Source organism: Afipia sp. GW823-FHT06G09 (assembly GCF_058794875.1).
Genome location: NZ_JBXAHF010000002.1, coordinates 504,676 through 517,374 on the forward strand (window position 1 = coordinate 504,676; position 12,699 = coordinate 517,374).

Here is a 12,699-nt window from a genome sequence, read left to right on the forward strand (position 1 = left end):
ACAGTCTCTCGCCAGAGGCCGTCATGATTGCGCTTCCCAAGCAAGATCAGCGGATCAACCCATGCCAAGGATCAAGAAACGATGACGCAACGCTTCAGATTATCCGGTTCCAGATTGCTTTCCGGTGCGCTCACTGCCGCATCGATCATGCTCGCAGCGACGGCATCGCTCGCGCAGGACAAGCCCGCCGATCAGATCCGCATTGGCTTGCAGAAATCATCGACGCTGATTGCGGTTCTGCGTGCCAACGGCGAACTCGACAAGGCGCTCGCCCCGCTCAACGTGAAGGTCTCATGGCATGAATTCTCCAGCGGTCTTCCGCTGCTGGAATCGCTCGGCGTCGGCAATCTCGACTTCGGTGCGGATGTCGCCGACACCGTCCCGATCTTCGCGCAGGCGGCGGGATCGAAACTCGCCTATGTGGCCGAAGAAAGCGCGTCCCCCGCAGCACAGGCGATCCTCGTCACCAAGGATTCGCCGATCAAGACGCTGACGGATCTGAAGGGCAAGAAGATCGCGGTGACCAAGGGCGCCGGCAGCCACTATCTGCTGCTCGCAGCACTCGGCAAGGCTGGACTGAACTTCAAGGACATCACGCCCGCCTATCTTGCACCGGCGGACGGCCGCGCGGCGTTCGTCAGCAACAATGTCGATGCCTGGGTGGCATGGGATCCCTTCCTCACCAGCGCGCAGCGGCAGTCCGGCGCGAGCATTCTCACCGACGGCAGCGGCGGCCTTGCGAGCTACAAGCGCTACTATCTCGCCTCGGAAAGCTTCGCAGACCGCCGCAGCGACGTGCTGAACATCGTGTTCGCCAAGCTGCGCGATACCGGCAAATGGGTGAAGGCCAATCCGAAGGAAGCTGCCACGCTGCTGGCCGGACTGTGGGGCATCGACGCCGCGACCGTCGAGGAAGCCAACAGCCACCGCAGCTACGGCGTTGGTGCGGTCACGCCTGCGGGCCTCAGCGAGCAGCAGAAAATCGCCGATGCGTTCCTCGGCGAGGGTCTGATTCCGAAAAAGCTGGACACTGCCGCCGTCAAGATCTGGGCGCCGAACGCGCCGTGATGTGCTGACGGCTCGCTACGAACGCTTCGCCGCAGGCGCTCCTCCAACGATGGCAAGCGTCTGCGGCGCATTTTCACGCGACAAATTCAGAGCGCCTTCTTCCGGCAGATCCGGCACCAATGTCGGCTGCGATGTCAGGGCATGACGCACGCAGTTGCGGCCGTCGGATTTTGCACGGTAGAGCGCGGCATCGGCGGCCTCGACCAGCCGCCGCCATGCGAGCTGACCGAGATTGCCTCTGGCAACGCCGAAGCTCGCCGTCACGCTCAGTGCGGCGCCGTTGGACAGGATAATCTCGTGCGTTTCCAGCGCGGCGCGAATCCGCTTCGCCAGCGCATTCGCCTCGCCAAGATCATGCCCTGGAATCAGGATGACAAATTCCTCGCCGCCAAACCGGGCGAAGATATCGTTCGGGCCAAGCATCGCGCGCACCAGCCGCACGCTCTCCTTCAAAACGTGATCGCCTTCGAGATGACCGTAACGGTCGTTGATCGACTTGAAGTGATCGATATCCATCAGAATCAGGCAGGCGCCGTCTGCCATCACCTGACTGCTGGTGTGACTTTCGCCGATCATATCGATTGCGCGGCGATTCATCAGACCGGTCAGGCCGTCTGTCTCCGCCTGCTGCTTGAGCTTCTTTGTCAGCGAGGCGCGCTCGGCCAGACTGTCGCGCAGGATCGCGATGGCGTCGAACAGCCGTCGCATTTCGGTGGCGTGATGAGGCGGCTCCTGATACGGCACGGTGGGCCGATCTTCCGCCAGCACGATCACGGCTTCCCGCGCCCGCATCAACGGACCGAACACAAAGCGCTGGGCCGCGATCAGCAGTCCGGCGAGAATGGCCAGGATAACCATCGTGATCGTGATCGTCACCGCAAGGATCGCGAGAGCGCCGTTGCGGAGTTCGGTCAAACGCTCAATGGTGACGTCGAGGAAATCTCCGCGCAGACGTTCCAGCGGCTTCAGGGTTTTCACGAAGCGGACGGTGAACTCGTCGGCTGTCATGGAGTAGTTGCCCGATTTCCGGCCCTCCACAATCAGCCCGTCGAGTATGCCCAAGCCTTCACCGAAAAACATCAGTTCCGCATCGCCCAGATCAGACGCAAGGCGCGGATCGTGGATGCCGATAACTTTCTGATTCCCGGCCAGCCGCCACAGCTCCAGAATGCGGCCACGCGTCCGGTTGCTGTCCACGAGGTGTTTCAACTGCAAGGGCTGACTGACGGCGATCGGCGCCATGATCTGCGACGCGATCCTGCCGCCATACTCCCGCAGCTCTCCGAAAATCCGCCCGACCATGACAGGCGCCGCCAGTTCGGGATTCTGCGTCGTCAGGTCGCCGGCTTTCCATGTGACCACGGATTGAAAGATATCGACCACCTCGAACATGTTCTCGATGACCGACTGCACGTCTTCGAGCCGGCGGCGATCGCGCGGAATGGCTGCGACCCGGTCTACCTCCTGCCGACCCTTCCGAAGCTGCGCCCTTGTCGCATCGAGCAATTCCGGCGGAACACCGGCCTCCGTGGATAGCTGATCGAGAATCGCGTCCGAGCGGGCGCGGAATGCGGTCAGGCGTTCGCGGAGCACACCATGCTCCGCGGCGGTCGCGCCCAGCACGCTGTTCGACGGCCCCCGCTCGGCCGACAGAAGATTGGCGGTATCGAGGATCAGCCGGAAACTTTCCAGCCCGCGAAGATTCTGCCGGGCGTGGCGATAATCATCGAGCGATTGACCGATCACGCTGACGGCAAGGATCGCGGTGCAGATGAGAGCAACGCCGGTGCCGATCAGCAGCTTGCGGCGCAGGCTGTGGTCGCTGCCGCACGGCATGCTGCGCACGAACCGGCTTTTCATCCGTTGCAGGCTCGCTCCGAAATGGTTGATGGACCGCGAGGTCATCGTTCTTGCTGGTCCTTCATCACGGCGCTTCTGCATCTGCCGCCATAAGCACATGCGGAGATTTCATTTGAGTAAAATGACACAGTTAAGATTGGACCCACAGCTGGCTGCACCCGAGCGCCGGTTGAGCGTACGGGGAAAAGCTGCGCAAACACCGGCAACAGCGCCGTGTCTTCACGCATGGTTCGAGCGCGTTAGGGGAAAATTCAGCTTAACCGGCCGTGACATGTATAACGGGCGGACGCATCAACAAGGCGCATCGTTTACACGCCTCGCCGTCTCCTTTGGCAAGATAGCGGTATTGCTATCGGGGCACGGGGCGCGCGCGGCGCGGCTGACTTCCCTGCCCTGCGGGCGCGAGCCAGAAATTCTGCTGGCAGTAACCAGCCGTGCCGGAGACCGCAGCCAGACACTGCTCGTATGTATCATACCGGCAATCGCCCGGCCCCGCCTCAGCCTTCCTGCAAAACGGATAATCGCGCGCGGCCGATGGGCCGGTACCGAGAATCAAAAACGCCGCAAACGCCGCCGCGGCCACAATAATCTTCTGTCCATTCATCGTTGGCAATCTCCCGAGCGGAACGGGCCCGCCTTGAAGCGTTCCTCCGGCTTTCCCGATCCGTCAAGAAACGAATATGTGACCATGCGCGTGGGGCGGGCACTCCCGTAGCTCCCGCTCGAAAACGCCGCCACTATGTCTGCAGGGCAGCCGCAACCGGCGCATGGAGGGCATGAGACATGGACCAGTCCGTTTCTACAGTACTGCTGTGGTTCTCGGCGCTCGGCTGCGGCATGATGGCCGGGCTGTATTTTGCCTTTTCCACCTTCATCATGACCGCGCTTGGCCGAATTCCGCAGGCGCATGGCATTTCCGCGATGCAGTCGATCAACACCACGATCCTGCAATCGCTGTTCATGCCGTTGTTCTGGGGAACGACACTGGCGGCCCTGCTGCTCGCGGGACTGGCGCTGTTTCGCCTCGGAGAGATCGCCGCGACAGCCACGCTTGCGGCAGGTCTTCTGTATGTGGTCGGCATGTTCGTCTGCACGGTGATCTTCAACGTGCCGCTCAACAACGCCCTCGACGCCGTCGATCCGGCCAGTGCCGACGCCGCGGCGGTGTGGGCGCGTTACCTGAAGGACTGGACCTTCTGGAATCATGTGCGGACGGTTGCCTCGGCCGCTGCCAGCGCATTGTTCGTGGTCGCACTTGTCGCACGCTGAAAGCGTTGACCGGAGGCGATGGAATCCCTTGTATGATGACAGCCTGAATGCCCGGTCATATGAGGGGTTGGCATGCGCAAGGTCATCGAATTCGACGAGACAACCTATCAGGCCCTGGTGCAGCTCGGCCGTGACCGGATGGCGACGCTTCAGGAACTGGCCGATGAATCCTTCGCCGATCTCCTGAAAAAGCACGGCGTGCCGAAGGACCTGCGGGAGGCATTGCGCAGAAGCGCAAAAGCCTCCGCTCCCCGCGCCAAGCGCAAGAAGACAACCGCTCGCCGCAAATGACGGAAGTCCTCAGCAGGAATGCGATGGGCCCTGTGCTCATAACCGGATGCTCAAGCGGCGTCGGCCGGGCAGCGGCAAGACTCTTCCGCGCCGCGGGCTACGAGACGTTCGCAACGGCGCGCGACATTTCCACACTCGAGGAGCTGCGCACGCTGGGCTGCCGCACGCTCGCACTCGATGTCACCGATGAAGCAGCGCGGCGCGCAGCGGTGGAGGCCATTGAGCACGAATTCGGCGCAGTGAAGATACTGGTCAACAACGCGGGTTATGGCCAGTACGGCCCGCTCGAGGAAATTACGCTCGACGCGCTACGGCGGCAGTTCGAAACCAATGTTTTTGGCGGCCTGCGGCTGACGCAGCTGGTGCTGCCGGCGATGCGCCGCACCGGGCATGGGCGGATCGTCAATGTCAGCTCAGTCGCCGGCCGTGTCAGTTCAATCGGCGGCGGCGCGTATCACGCCACGAAATTCGCCATTGAAGCATTGACCGATGCGCTGCGTCCCGAGGTCGAACCGTTCGGGATCGACGTGGTCAACGTGCTGCCGGGGCCCATCGCCACGCACTTCGAGGCGACACTGCTGAAACAGATTCCGGATACCGGGCCGGACAGCCCCTATGCCTTTTTCAAGCAGCGGCTCGCGGCCTATATGCACGATTTTCTCGATCCGCGCGGGTTCGGGGTGATGAGCGCCGAAACAGTCGCCCGTGCGGTGTTCAAGGCTGCGACGGTGAAGCGGCCGCGAACGCGTTACAGCGTCGGCGTGATCGCGCATCTTGGTCCGATTGGTCGTGCGCTGACACCGGACCGCGTGGTCGATGCGATGACCCGGCGAAGGGTGCCGGTGAAAAAGGACTGACCTCACTCGCGGTCGATCCGCTTCAAAAGCACCAGCAGACAGGCCACGGCTCCGAGCACGATGGCGAAACAGCCAAGCCCGATCAGCACGGCCTTGAAGACAAATTCGTCGCGGAAGATCCAGGCCGCCACCCAGCACAGCACGGTGACCGACGGTGCGAAAATCAGGATCGGCAGCAAGGCCCGTTCAAGACTGCCTCGCCACTCCGGAAGCTTGTTCTGGAATTTTCCAGTCATTTGTCATGATCGCGCGCGGCGCAATCGTGGTCAATTGCACAGCTTCCATATGAGGGCTATTTTCCGGATCGCATCCCAACAGAAAGCCGGAGCATCGTTGATGCTCCGGCTTTCGTTTGACCAGTCGGGTGATCAGGCCTTCTTCATGCCGGCCTTCACCGCTTCCGCCGTGATCGGCAACGAGCGCACCCGCGCGCCGACCGCGTTGTAGATCGCATTGGCCAGCGCCGGAGCGACCACGGTCACCGCGGGTTCGCCCACACCGGTGGCAGGTTCGCCATTGGCGATGACGGCAAGCGCCACCTCCGGAATCTGGCTCATCCGCATTGGCGTGTAGGTGTCGAAATTGGTCTGCTCAATCGCACCATCCTTCATGGTGGCCTTCTCGAACAGCGCCAGCGACATGCCCCACAGCGCCGCGCCCTCGACCTGGGCGCGGATGCCGTCCGGGTTGACCTGCGTGCCGACATCGGTGGCCACGGTGAGTTTCTTCACCTTGACCTCGCCGCTGTCGTCCACCGCGACATGGGCGACACACGCCGTCCAGCTCGCGGTAGCGCGTTCCTGCGACGACACGCAGGCAACGCCCATGCCTTCGCCCTTGGGCAGCTTCTTGGTGCCGTAACCGGCAAGGCCCATCGCCGCGAGCAGCGTGTTGCGCAGCCGCTGCGCGCCGCCGGCATTGGCGCCCGCGCCGTCGAGCATGTCGATGCGGAATTGCGCCGGGTCTTTCCCCGCCGCCACCGCAAGTTCGTCGAGCATGCTTTCCACCGCCCAGAAGGTCCAGCCGGGAGCCACCGAGCGCAACTGGCCCGATGGCGTCGCCGACTGCGCCAGCTCGTTGATGATGGCGCGGACATTGTGGTTGGGCACCGTATAAAAGAAGTCCGCGCCGTTCACCGTGAAGGCATCGAGCGCGCCCTTCTTCTCGACATCCGGCGACAGGAACGCCGGGATGCCCCATCGCTTGGTCGGCCAGGCGCTGACAACGTCATGATTGAACGCCACCAGCTTGCCGCTGTCGTCGAGACCGGCCTTGATCTTCTGGAAGGTCAACGGCCGCGAGAAGTCCATGGTGGTGTCGTCCTCGCGCGAGTAGATGACCTTCACCGGCTTGCCGACGGCCTTCGCCGCAAGCACCGCCGGAATCAGCATGTCGCCGTCGAGACGCCGGCCGAAGCCGCCGCCCAGCCAAGCCTGATGCATGACAATGAACTTCGGATCGACACCAAGCGCACCGGCCGCGATCGCGCCCGAGCGGGTGGCGAACTGGTTGCCGGTGTAGACATGCCAGATGTCGCCCTTCAGCTCGGCCGTGGCATTCATCGGCTCCATCGGCGCATGGATGTTGATGTTGGTGGTGTATTCCGCCTCCATCACCTTCGATGCCTTGCCAAGCGCTTCCGCCGTGTCGCCGTTCTTGACAAAGAACAGCCCCGACGCGTTGTCGGCCTGCAAACGCTTGGCTTCCGCCAGCAGGGATTCGCTGGAGACCTTGGCATTAGGCCCGTTGTCGTAGGTGACCTTGAGCGCGTCCGCCGCCTTCTTGGCGTTGGCATAGGTGTTGGCCACCGCCACCACCCAGCCCGTGGTGGTGCCGGTCTTGTCCTCCAGCGTCACCGCCTTGATGAAGCCCGGCACCTTCTTTGCTGCGCTGTCATCGACCGACTTCACCGTTGCGCCATAGCGCACCGGCGGCATCACGATCTTGCCGTAGACCATGCCCGGCAGGAACGTATCGATGCCGTACTTCGCCGTGCCGTTGGTCTTCGACGGAATGTCGATCTGCGGAATCGACTGACCGACCAAGGTGTACTGATCCGGCGTCTTGAGCTTGAGTGCCTTTAGCTCATCGGCAGAGAACTTCTTGGTGGCCTTGCCGCTCTTGACAATCTCCGCGAAGCTCAGCGACTTCTTCGACTTCGCATGCGAGATTCTGGAATCACGCACCACGAGTTCGCTGGCCGGGACACCCATGATACCGGCAGCAGCCTCGGTCAACGCAATGCGGCCGGCAGCGCCCGCGCGGCTCATGGCGTCGAAGTTCATCATGGTGCTCCAGGAGCCACCCGTGATCTGCGCGCCGAGAACCGGATCGTTGTACTTCGGATCGTTGGACGCGAGCTGAACCCGCATGTCCTTCCAGCTCGCGCCGAGTTCTTCGGCCACAAGCTGCGCCATGGTGGACGCAATGTGCTGGCCCATGTCGGCCTTGCCGCAGGTCACGGTGACAAGCCCGTCCGGCGCGATCGAGTACCACACGCTCGGATCGAACGCCGCGGGCGTGGCCGGGGCGGCGAGCGCCGATGATCCCGGAACGGAGGCGAAGCCAAGCGCGAGGCCTGCTGCGGATGTGCCGACAATGAACGAGCGGCGGGTGAGGTCTGTCGATGAATCGGCCTTGATGTGCTTGTTCATGTTGCGCTCCGATTGGTCGGCGCATTCGACGCGGTGCGCATGTCATTGGCAGCGCGCATGATCGCCTTCTGAATGCGCGAATAGGTCATGCAGCGGCACAGATTGCCGTCCATATGCGCAACCACTTCATCCTTCGTCGGATTGGTGTTCTTGGCGAGCAGCGAGGCCGCCTGCATGATCTGGCCGGACTGGCAGTAACCGCATTGCGGCACCTGCTCGAGGATCCATGCCTTCTGCAGCGGATGATCGCCCTTGGCGCTCAGCCCTTCGATGGTGGTGATCTTCTTGCCGGCGACGTCGCTCAGTGCGGTCTGGCAGGAGCGCACCGCTTCGCCGTTGACGTGCACGGTGCATGCGCCGCAAAGACCTGCGCCGCAGCCAAATTTCGTCCCTGTCATTTGAAGTTGTTCGCGGATAACCCAGAGCAGCGGCGTGTCGTTCGCCGCGTCGACGGACACATTCCGTCCGTTAATGCTTATCGTTGGCATCTTTTGCGTTTCCCCGCCGGTGCACGACATCGCTTACGGCGATGACTCACATCGAGGTCGTCCGCCCGTCACGCACCGGTCGGTAACGAGCCACCGGAGCATGGTCGCGTTTGCAACTGCTGGCAACAGAATTAGAATCGGTCAAAATGATGCGCGGCAACGCAGCGCTGCAGTTGTGCGATGCGACAAGCCGATAAAGGGCTAGCTGATGGGTGCGACCGCGCGCTTGGGAATTGTCATCGCAGCGATCCCCACGACCACGCACACCAGACCGATCCAGACCGTTGGCGAGAGCGTTTCGCCCAGAACCACCACACCAAGGCCGACGCCAAGCGGCACGCGCAGATATGCCTGCGCGGTCGTGCCCACAGATCCAAGCGTCTGGATCAGCCGAAAGTAAATCACGAAGGCGAGCGCGGTCGAGAACACCGCGAGTGCGATCAGGGCCGCGATGGACGTCACCGACGGCGTCAGAGTCCACGGCCGGTCGATGATGAGACTGAGCGGCGTCAGCATCACCGCCCCGCAGATCATGGATCCGGCGGCCGGCACCATCGGATCGAGCCCGTTGAAATTACGCCCGAACAGCGCCGCTGCACCGAACATCACGGCGGAGAGGACCAGCGCCAGCTGCGCGAGAACGTCCTGCCCCAAGCCGTTCAACGCGTCGACGCCCACGACCAGACAGATTCCGGCCAGACCCGCCGCCACGCCAAACGACTGGCGCAGGGTCGGACGTTCGTGACGCACGAACAGCAGCGCCAGCAGAAATGCGAAGATCGGCGCATTCGAACCCAGGATGGTCGCGAGGCCGGCACCGACATGGGTTTCCGCATAGGCGATCAGCGTGAAGGGCACCACACTGTTGAGACAGGCCTGAATCATGAAACGCTTCCACACCGCCGGATCGCGCGGCAGGGCGATGCCGCGCAGGGCCATGATCGCCAGCAGGATGCCGCCTGCGATGAGCGTACGCCCGGAAATAAAAGTCAGCGGCGGGATGGTTTCCACGCCGATCTTGACCAGTGTGTAGGCCGCGCCCCACAGCGTCGCCAGCAGCACCAGCAGGGCAAGGTTGACCGCGGTGCGCGCGGGAGGCGTCTCGATGGCGAGAGTCATGTCGGCCTATAACGTTCTTTTCCAGAAGTATCGGTTAGCAATGATTCACCTCTCCCGTGGGGAGAGGTCGGCACGCAAAGCGCGCCGGGTGAGGGCGTAGAATCTCTCGATAGATTGAGATCCCCTCACCCCAACCCTCTCCCCGCCAGGGAGGGAGCACTTTTCGTTCGTAGCCAGATACTTGCTCATATCAGACAATTGTTGTTTCGATGCGGATCGAAGTTTATCCGCCGCGCAGCAGGTTGGCGTACTTCTCCGGCACCTCGATCGGAAAGCCGAGGATCGCCGCCGATAGCGCCTTGCCGTAGTTATCGAGACTGAGGCTGCGCGACACGCCGCCGCCGAGCGCGCCTTCCGCGACGAAGTTCAGCGCCGCCAGATTGTCGGCTTCATAACGCGTGACGCGACCTTTGATCGCCCCGCGATAGAATTCCTTGAACTTTGCCGCAGTCAATTGCGCCTTCAGCAGCGGATAGAATTCATCGCGATAGGCGATCACTGCGATGTTCGAGGTGTTGCCCTTGTCGCCGGACCGCACATGCGCCACCTGCTCAAGTTTGATCAGCATGGCGTCAGCTCTCATACCAGGTGATGACGGGCGGGACCGCCTCGCGCGGCACCAGCGTGGACCACACGCCGATGATCTCGCGGGCGCGGTCCTGATGCGGCACCCGCTTGCCGGTCATGCCGACACCGGAGACCGCCATGCCGTCGATCTCGCGGCCGACTTTCAGAGCTTCCTCGCGCGTCTTGCAACGCGCTGCGACACGTATCGCGACCTCATAAGGCTCTGGTGCATCGTTTGGAGTCGCTTCACCGTGGATCGCGTTGAGACCGAGGAAATCGATCCGCAGGTCGTCGGCCTTGAGATTCACGATGCGGAACCGCTCTTCCAGAATCTTTTTGGCGAGCTGCGCGCGGCGCAGCGCACCGGGACCGGCATAAAAGAACATGTCCTCGCCGATGAAGCCTTCCATGCAGCCCATCGAGACTTTCAAAGTCGGCGTGCGCGGCTTGCCGCTGATGGCACTGACACGCATGCGGTCCGGCCCCACCTGTTCAAGCGCAGCCGTGGTGAAGTCCACCACCACATCCGGCGTGATGTAATTCGCCGGATCATGCACCTCGTAGAGCATCTGCTCCTTCACCGTCATGGCGTTGATGACGCCGCCGGTGCCCGCGACCTTCGCGATCACCGCAGAGCCGTCGCTCTCGACCTCCGCGATGGGAAACGCCAGATCCCACGGGTTGGGCACATCCTTGAAGCCCGGATCGGCGAAATAGCCGCCGGTGACCTGCGCGCCGCATTCCAGCAGATGCCCGAGGCCGCTACCCGCGCCGAGCTTTGTGTAGTCATCGGCGCGCCAGCCGAATTCATGCATCATCGGCGCGAGAAATAATGAGGGATCGGCAACACGCCCGGTGATCACGATGTCCGCGCCCTGCCGCAGGGCTTCAACGATGGGCTCCGCGCCGAGATAGGCTTCGGCGGAAATGATCTCCGGCGCGATCGAACTCACCGCCGCGCCGCTTTCCAGAATGGTGCCGCCAAGTTTCGCGATCCGGTCGGTGATCAGGCTGCCGGAAACCGCGGCGACTTTCTTCCCCGCTGCGCCGTGCGCGCGCAGCAATTCAACGATGCGCTGGGCCGCGCCGTCCGGATTGATCCAGCCCTGATTGCTGATGATCTTCGTGCCGCGTTTCAAACAACCGGGCAGCACCGCCTTCATGCGGTCGTCGAGATAAGTGTCATATCCGGGGAACGAGGGATCGCGCCGTTTGCGCACCTGCGCGGCGGAGACGGTCGCCTCCGCCATGGTCTCGAAACAGAGATAATCGAGATCGCCCTGCTCGGCGTTGAGCTTCGCTGGCTCGATGCGGTCACCCCACCACGCCGATCCCGCACCTATCCGTAAACCCGACAAAAATTGATCCTTCCCCGGAATTTTCATTTGTCTTTCGGCTTGCCTTGACCGGCAAAACCGATGAACACTTTGGGCATGAAACTAGTTGCCTTCGCCTCGCTTGTCGCCATCGCTCTTGCGCATACCCCGGCGGCTGCGCGCGCGGAGCGGCTGCCGCCCTCCCCCTTCACCACGACGCTATCCAACCACACCCCGCTGGTGTTCGGCATGAGCGTGGAGGACGCAACCGACGCGCTCGGGCAACCGCTGAGCTATGTCAGCGGGCAGCCCGGCAACGAAATTTTTGTCGTGATCCGCAATGTCGGCGCTCGGTGGTCGTTCCGCGACGATCCGCTCTATCTGCAATTCCGCGGCGGCCGCCTCACCGGCTGGAAGGCCGACTGGAGCCGCAACTGGATGTGGCGATAAGTCCGCATCCTTCTCTCTGGTATCCCCGACATCTGATGGAAGGACGTCCGCAAGTCATGCGCGGGCTTAACCCGCGCATCGTTCGCGCGTTGAAAAGATGGATTGCCGGGTCAAGCCCGGCAATGACAGTCCCTTAAAACCAGCGTTCTGCAACCGAGATGGTATCGCCCGGCTTGAGGAACGTGCCGGGGGGCACAACGGCCTGCGCCGCGCCCCCTTCACCGACGCGGGTCAGCCGGATGGCCTTGCGCTCCGCGCGCGGGGTGAAACCGCCGGCGATCGCCACCGCGCTCTCGACCGTCATGTTGGGCACATAGGGATACTGGCCCGGCGCAGTCACTTCGCCGAGGATGAAGAACGGACGGTAGCTCTCGACTTCCGCCGCGACATACGGCTCGCGCAGATAGCCTCGCTTCAGGCGCGCCGTCACCGCAGCTGCAAGCTCGGCCGGCGTCAGACCGCGTGCGGGGACCGAGCCGATCAGCGGCATGGTGATCGACCCGCTGGCGCCGACCGCATAGGTGTTGGTGAGACCTTCCTGGCCGTAAACAACAATGCGAAGCCGGTCTCCGGCGTCGAGCCGATACGGCTCATCAACCGGAGCATAGCCGGTCGTCACAGACGCAGACGTCTGCATGCAGCCCGTCAGCGCGAGCGCAGTAACAACGACAGCGATCAGCGACAACCGCGACGCACGCATGAAACGCTCCGGACCTGTCCTCTGAATGAGAGACAGGCCCGGTTTGCAGCATTTATGGTT

General features: G+C 62.7%; 14 protein-coding genes. 5 read left to right on the forward strand and 9 right to left on the reverse strand.

The window, feature by feature from the left end:
* Positions 1 to 81 precede the first annotated feature (81 nt).
* The gene (locus AC1Q67_RS09975) at positions 82 to 1,068 is read left to right on the forward strand and encodes an aliphatic sulfonate ABC transporter substrate-binding protein (RefSeq protein WP_492234237.1); all 987 of its coding nucleotides are present in this window, start codon (positions 82 to 84) and stop codon (positions 1,066 to 1,068) included.
* A 15-nt stretch (positions 1,069 to 1,083) separates the two neighbouring features.
* Here the strand turns inward: AC1Q67_RS09975 and AC1Q67_RS09980 are convergent, their stop codons facing one another.
* Positions 1,084 to 2,973, reverse strand: coding sequence for a GGDEF domain-containing protein (locus AC1Q67_RS09980; protein ID WP_492234236.1), 1,890 nt, complete (start codon positions 2,971 to 2,973; stop codon positions 1,084 to 1,086).
* Between the two features lie 304 nt (positions 2,974 to 3,277).
* Positions 3,278 to 3,532 carry a DUF3551 domain-containing protein gene (locus AC1Q67_RS09985; RefSeq protein ID WP_492234235.1) on the reverse strand — a complete coding sequence of 85 codons (255 nt, stop codon included), beginning with the start codon at positions 3,530 to 3,532 and terminating at the stop codon, positions 3,278 to 3,280.
* Between the two features lie 179 nt (positions 3,533 to 3,711).
* Between AC1Q67_RS09985 and AC1Q67_RS09990 the strand changes: the two genes are divergently transcribed.
* The 3 genes from AC1Q67_RS09990 to AC1Q67_RS10000 all read left to right on the forward strand — a co-directional run bounded on the left by AC1Q67_RS09990 (position 3,712) and on the right by AC1Q67_RS10000 (position 5,345).
* The gene (locus AC1Q67_RS09990; RefSeq protein ID WP_492234234.1) at positions 3,712 to 4,197 is read left to right on the forward strand and encodes an anthrone oxygenase family protein; all 486 of its coding nucleotides are present in this window, start codon (positions 3,712 to 3,714) and stop codon (positions 4,195 to 4,197) included.
* Between the two features lie 72 nt (positions 4,198 to 4,269).
* Complete coding sequence (locus tag AC1Q67_RS09995) at positions 4,270 to 4,488, forward strand: hypothetical protein (protein WP_024575710.1); 219 nt, start codon at positions 4,270 to 4,272, stop codon at positions 4,486 to 4,488.
* Positions 4,489 to 4,511: 23 nt separating this feature from the next.
* Positions 4,512 to 5,345, forward strand: coding sequence for an SDR family NAD(P)-dependent oxidoreductase (locus AC1Q67_RS10000; RefSeq protein ID WP_492234233.1), 834 nt, complete (start codon positions 4,512 to 4,514; stop codon positions 5,343 to 5,345).
* A 2-nt stretch (positions 5,346 to 5,347) separates the two neighbouring features.
* On the opposite strand, the gene AC1Q67_RS10005 is transcribed toward AC1Q67_RS10000, so the two are convergent.
* The 6 genes from AC1Q67_RS10005 to AC1Q67_RS10030 all read right to left on the reverse strand — a co-directional run bounded on the left by AC1Q67_RS10005 (position 5,348) and on the right by AC1Q67_RS10030 (position 11,531).
* A complete protein-coding gene (locus AC1Q67_RS10005) occupies positions 5,348 to 5,581 on the reverse strand; it encodes a hypothetical protein (RefSeq protein WP_024575708.1) in 234 nt (77 codons plus the stop codon).
* Positions 5,582 to 5,713: 132 nt separating this feature from the next.
* Positions 5,714 to 7,999 carry a xanthine dehydrogenase family protein molybdopterin-binding subunit gene (locus tag AC1Q67_RS10010; RefSeq protein ID WP_492234232.1) on the reverse strand — a complete coding sequence of 762 codons (2,286 nt, stop codon included), beginning with the start codon at positions 7,997 to 7,999 and terminating at the stop codon, positions 5,714 to 5,716.
* Positions 7,996 to 8,487, reverse strand: coding sequence for a (2Fe-2S)-binding protein (locus tag AC1Q67_RS10015; protein ID WP_024575706.1), 492 nt, complete (start codon positions 8,485 to 8,487; stop codon positions 7,996 to 7,998). Before AC1Q67_RS10015 ends, AC1Q67_RS10010 begins: the two co-directional genes overlap by 4 nt.
* A gap of 201 nt (positions 8,488 to 8,688) precedes the next feature.
* Positions 8,689 to 9,606 (reverse strand): DMT family transporter, encoded by a 918-nt coding sequence (locus tag AC1Q67_RS10020; protein WP_024575705.1) that lies wholly within the window; start codon positions 9,604 to 9,606, stop codon positions 8,689 to 8,691.
* A 223-nt stretch (positions 9,607 to 9,829) separates the two neighbouring features.
* The gene (locus AC1Q67_RS10025) at positions 9,830 to 10,174 is read right to left on the reverse strand and encodes an AtuA-related protein (RefSeq protein WP_024575704.1); all 345 of its coding nucleotides are present in this window, start codon (positions 10,172 to 10,174) and stop codon (positions 9,830 to 9,832) included.
* 4 nt (positions 10,175 to 10,178) lie between these two features.
* Positions 10,179 to 11,531, reverse strand: coding sequence for an acyclic terpene utilization AtuA family protein (locus AC1Q67_RS10030; protein ID WP_492235672.1), 1,353 nt, complete (start codon positions 11,529 to 11,531; stop codon positions 10,179 to 10,181).
* Between the two features lie 75 nt (positions 11,532 to 11,606).
* Between AC1Q67_RS10030 and AC1Q67_RS10035 the strand changes: the two genes are divergently transcribed.
* The gene (locus AC1Q67_RS10035; RefSeq protein ID WP_024575702.1) at positions 11,607 to 11,939 is read left to right on the forward strand and encodes a hypothetical protein; all 333 of its coding nucleotides are present in this window, start codon (positions 11,607 to 11,609) and stop codon (positions 11,937 to 11,939) included.
* Between the two features lie 133 nt (positions 11,940 to 12,072).
* On the opposite strand, the gene AC1Q67_RS10040 is transcribed toward AC1Q67_RS10035, so the two are convergent.
* On the reverse strand, positions 12,073 to 12,639 hold the full coding sequence (locus AC1Q67_RS10040; RefSeq protein WP_024575701.1) for a polysaccharide biosynthesis/export family protein: 567 nt from the start codon (positions 12,637 to 12,639) through the stop codon (positions 12,073 to 12,075).
* Between the last annotated feature and the right edge of the window lie 60 nt (positions 12,640 to 12,699).

What these genes read in the sequence shown, in the direction of transcription:
- AC1Q67_RS09980 (WP_492234236.1), bottom strand. Translation starts at nt 2,973, where the DNA reads ATGACCTCGCGGTCCATCAACCATTTCGGAGCGAGCCTGCAACGGATG.
- AC1Q67_RS09975 (WP_492234237.1), top strand. Translation starts at nt 82, where the DNA reads ATGACGCAACGCTTCAGATTATCCGGTTCCAGATTGCTTTCCGGTGCG.
- AC1Q67_RS10005 (WP_024575708.1), bottom strand. Translation starts at nt 5,581, where the DNA reads ATGACTGGAAAATTCCAGAACAAGCTTCCGGAGTGGCGAGGCAGTCTT.
- AC1Q67_RS10000 (WP_492234233.1), top strand. Translation starts at nt 4,512, where the DNA reads ATGGGCCCTGTGCTCATAACCGGATGCTCAAGCGGCGTCGGCCGGGCA.
- AC1Q67_RS10020 (WP_024575705.1), bottom strand. Translation starts at nt 9,606, where the DNA reads ATGACTCTCGCCATCGAGACGCCTCCCGCGCGCACCGCGGTCAACCTT.
- AC1Q67_RS10040 (WP_024575701.1), bottom strand. Translation starts at nt 12,639, where the DNA reads ATGCGTGCGTCGCGGTTGTCGCTGATCGCTGTCGTTGTTACTGCGCTC.
- AC1Q67_RS09995 (WP_024575710.1), top strand. Translation starts at nt 4,270, where the DNA reads ATGCGCAAGGTCATCGAATTCGACGAGACAACCTATCAGGCCCTGGTG.
- AC1Q67_RS09990 (WP_492234234.1), top strand. Translation starts at nt 3,712, where the DNA reads ATGGACCAGTCCGTTTCTACAGTACTGCTGTGGTTCTCGGCGCTCGGC.
- AC1Q67_RS09985 (WP_492234235.1), bottom strand. Translation starts at nt 3,532, where the DNA reads ATGAATGGACAGAAGATTATTGTGGCCGCGGCGGCGTTTGCGGCGTTT.
- AC1Q67_RS10015 (WP_024575706.1), bottom strand. Translation starts at nt 8,487, where the DNA reads ATGCCAACGATAAGCATTAACGGACGGAATGTGTCCGTCGACGCGGCG.
- AC1Q67_RS10035 (WP_024575702.1), top strand. Translation starts at nt 11,607, where the DNA reads ATGAAACTAGTTGCCTTCGCCTCGCTTGTCGCCATCGCTCTTGCGCAT.
- AC1Q67_RS10010 (WP_492234232.1), bottom strand. Translation starts at nt 7,999, where the DNA reads ATGAACAAGCACATCAAGGCCGATTCATCGACAGACCTCACCCGCCGC.
- AC1Q67_RS10025 (WP_024575704.1), bottom strand. Translation starts at nt 10,174, where the DNA reads ATGCTGATCAAACTTGAGCAGGTGGCGCATGTGCGGTCCGGCGACAAG.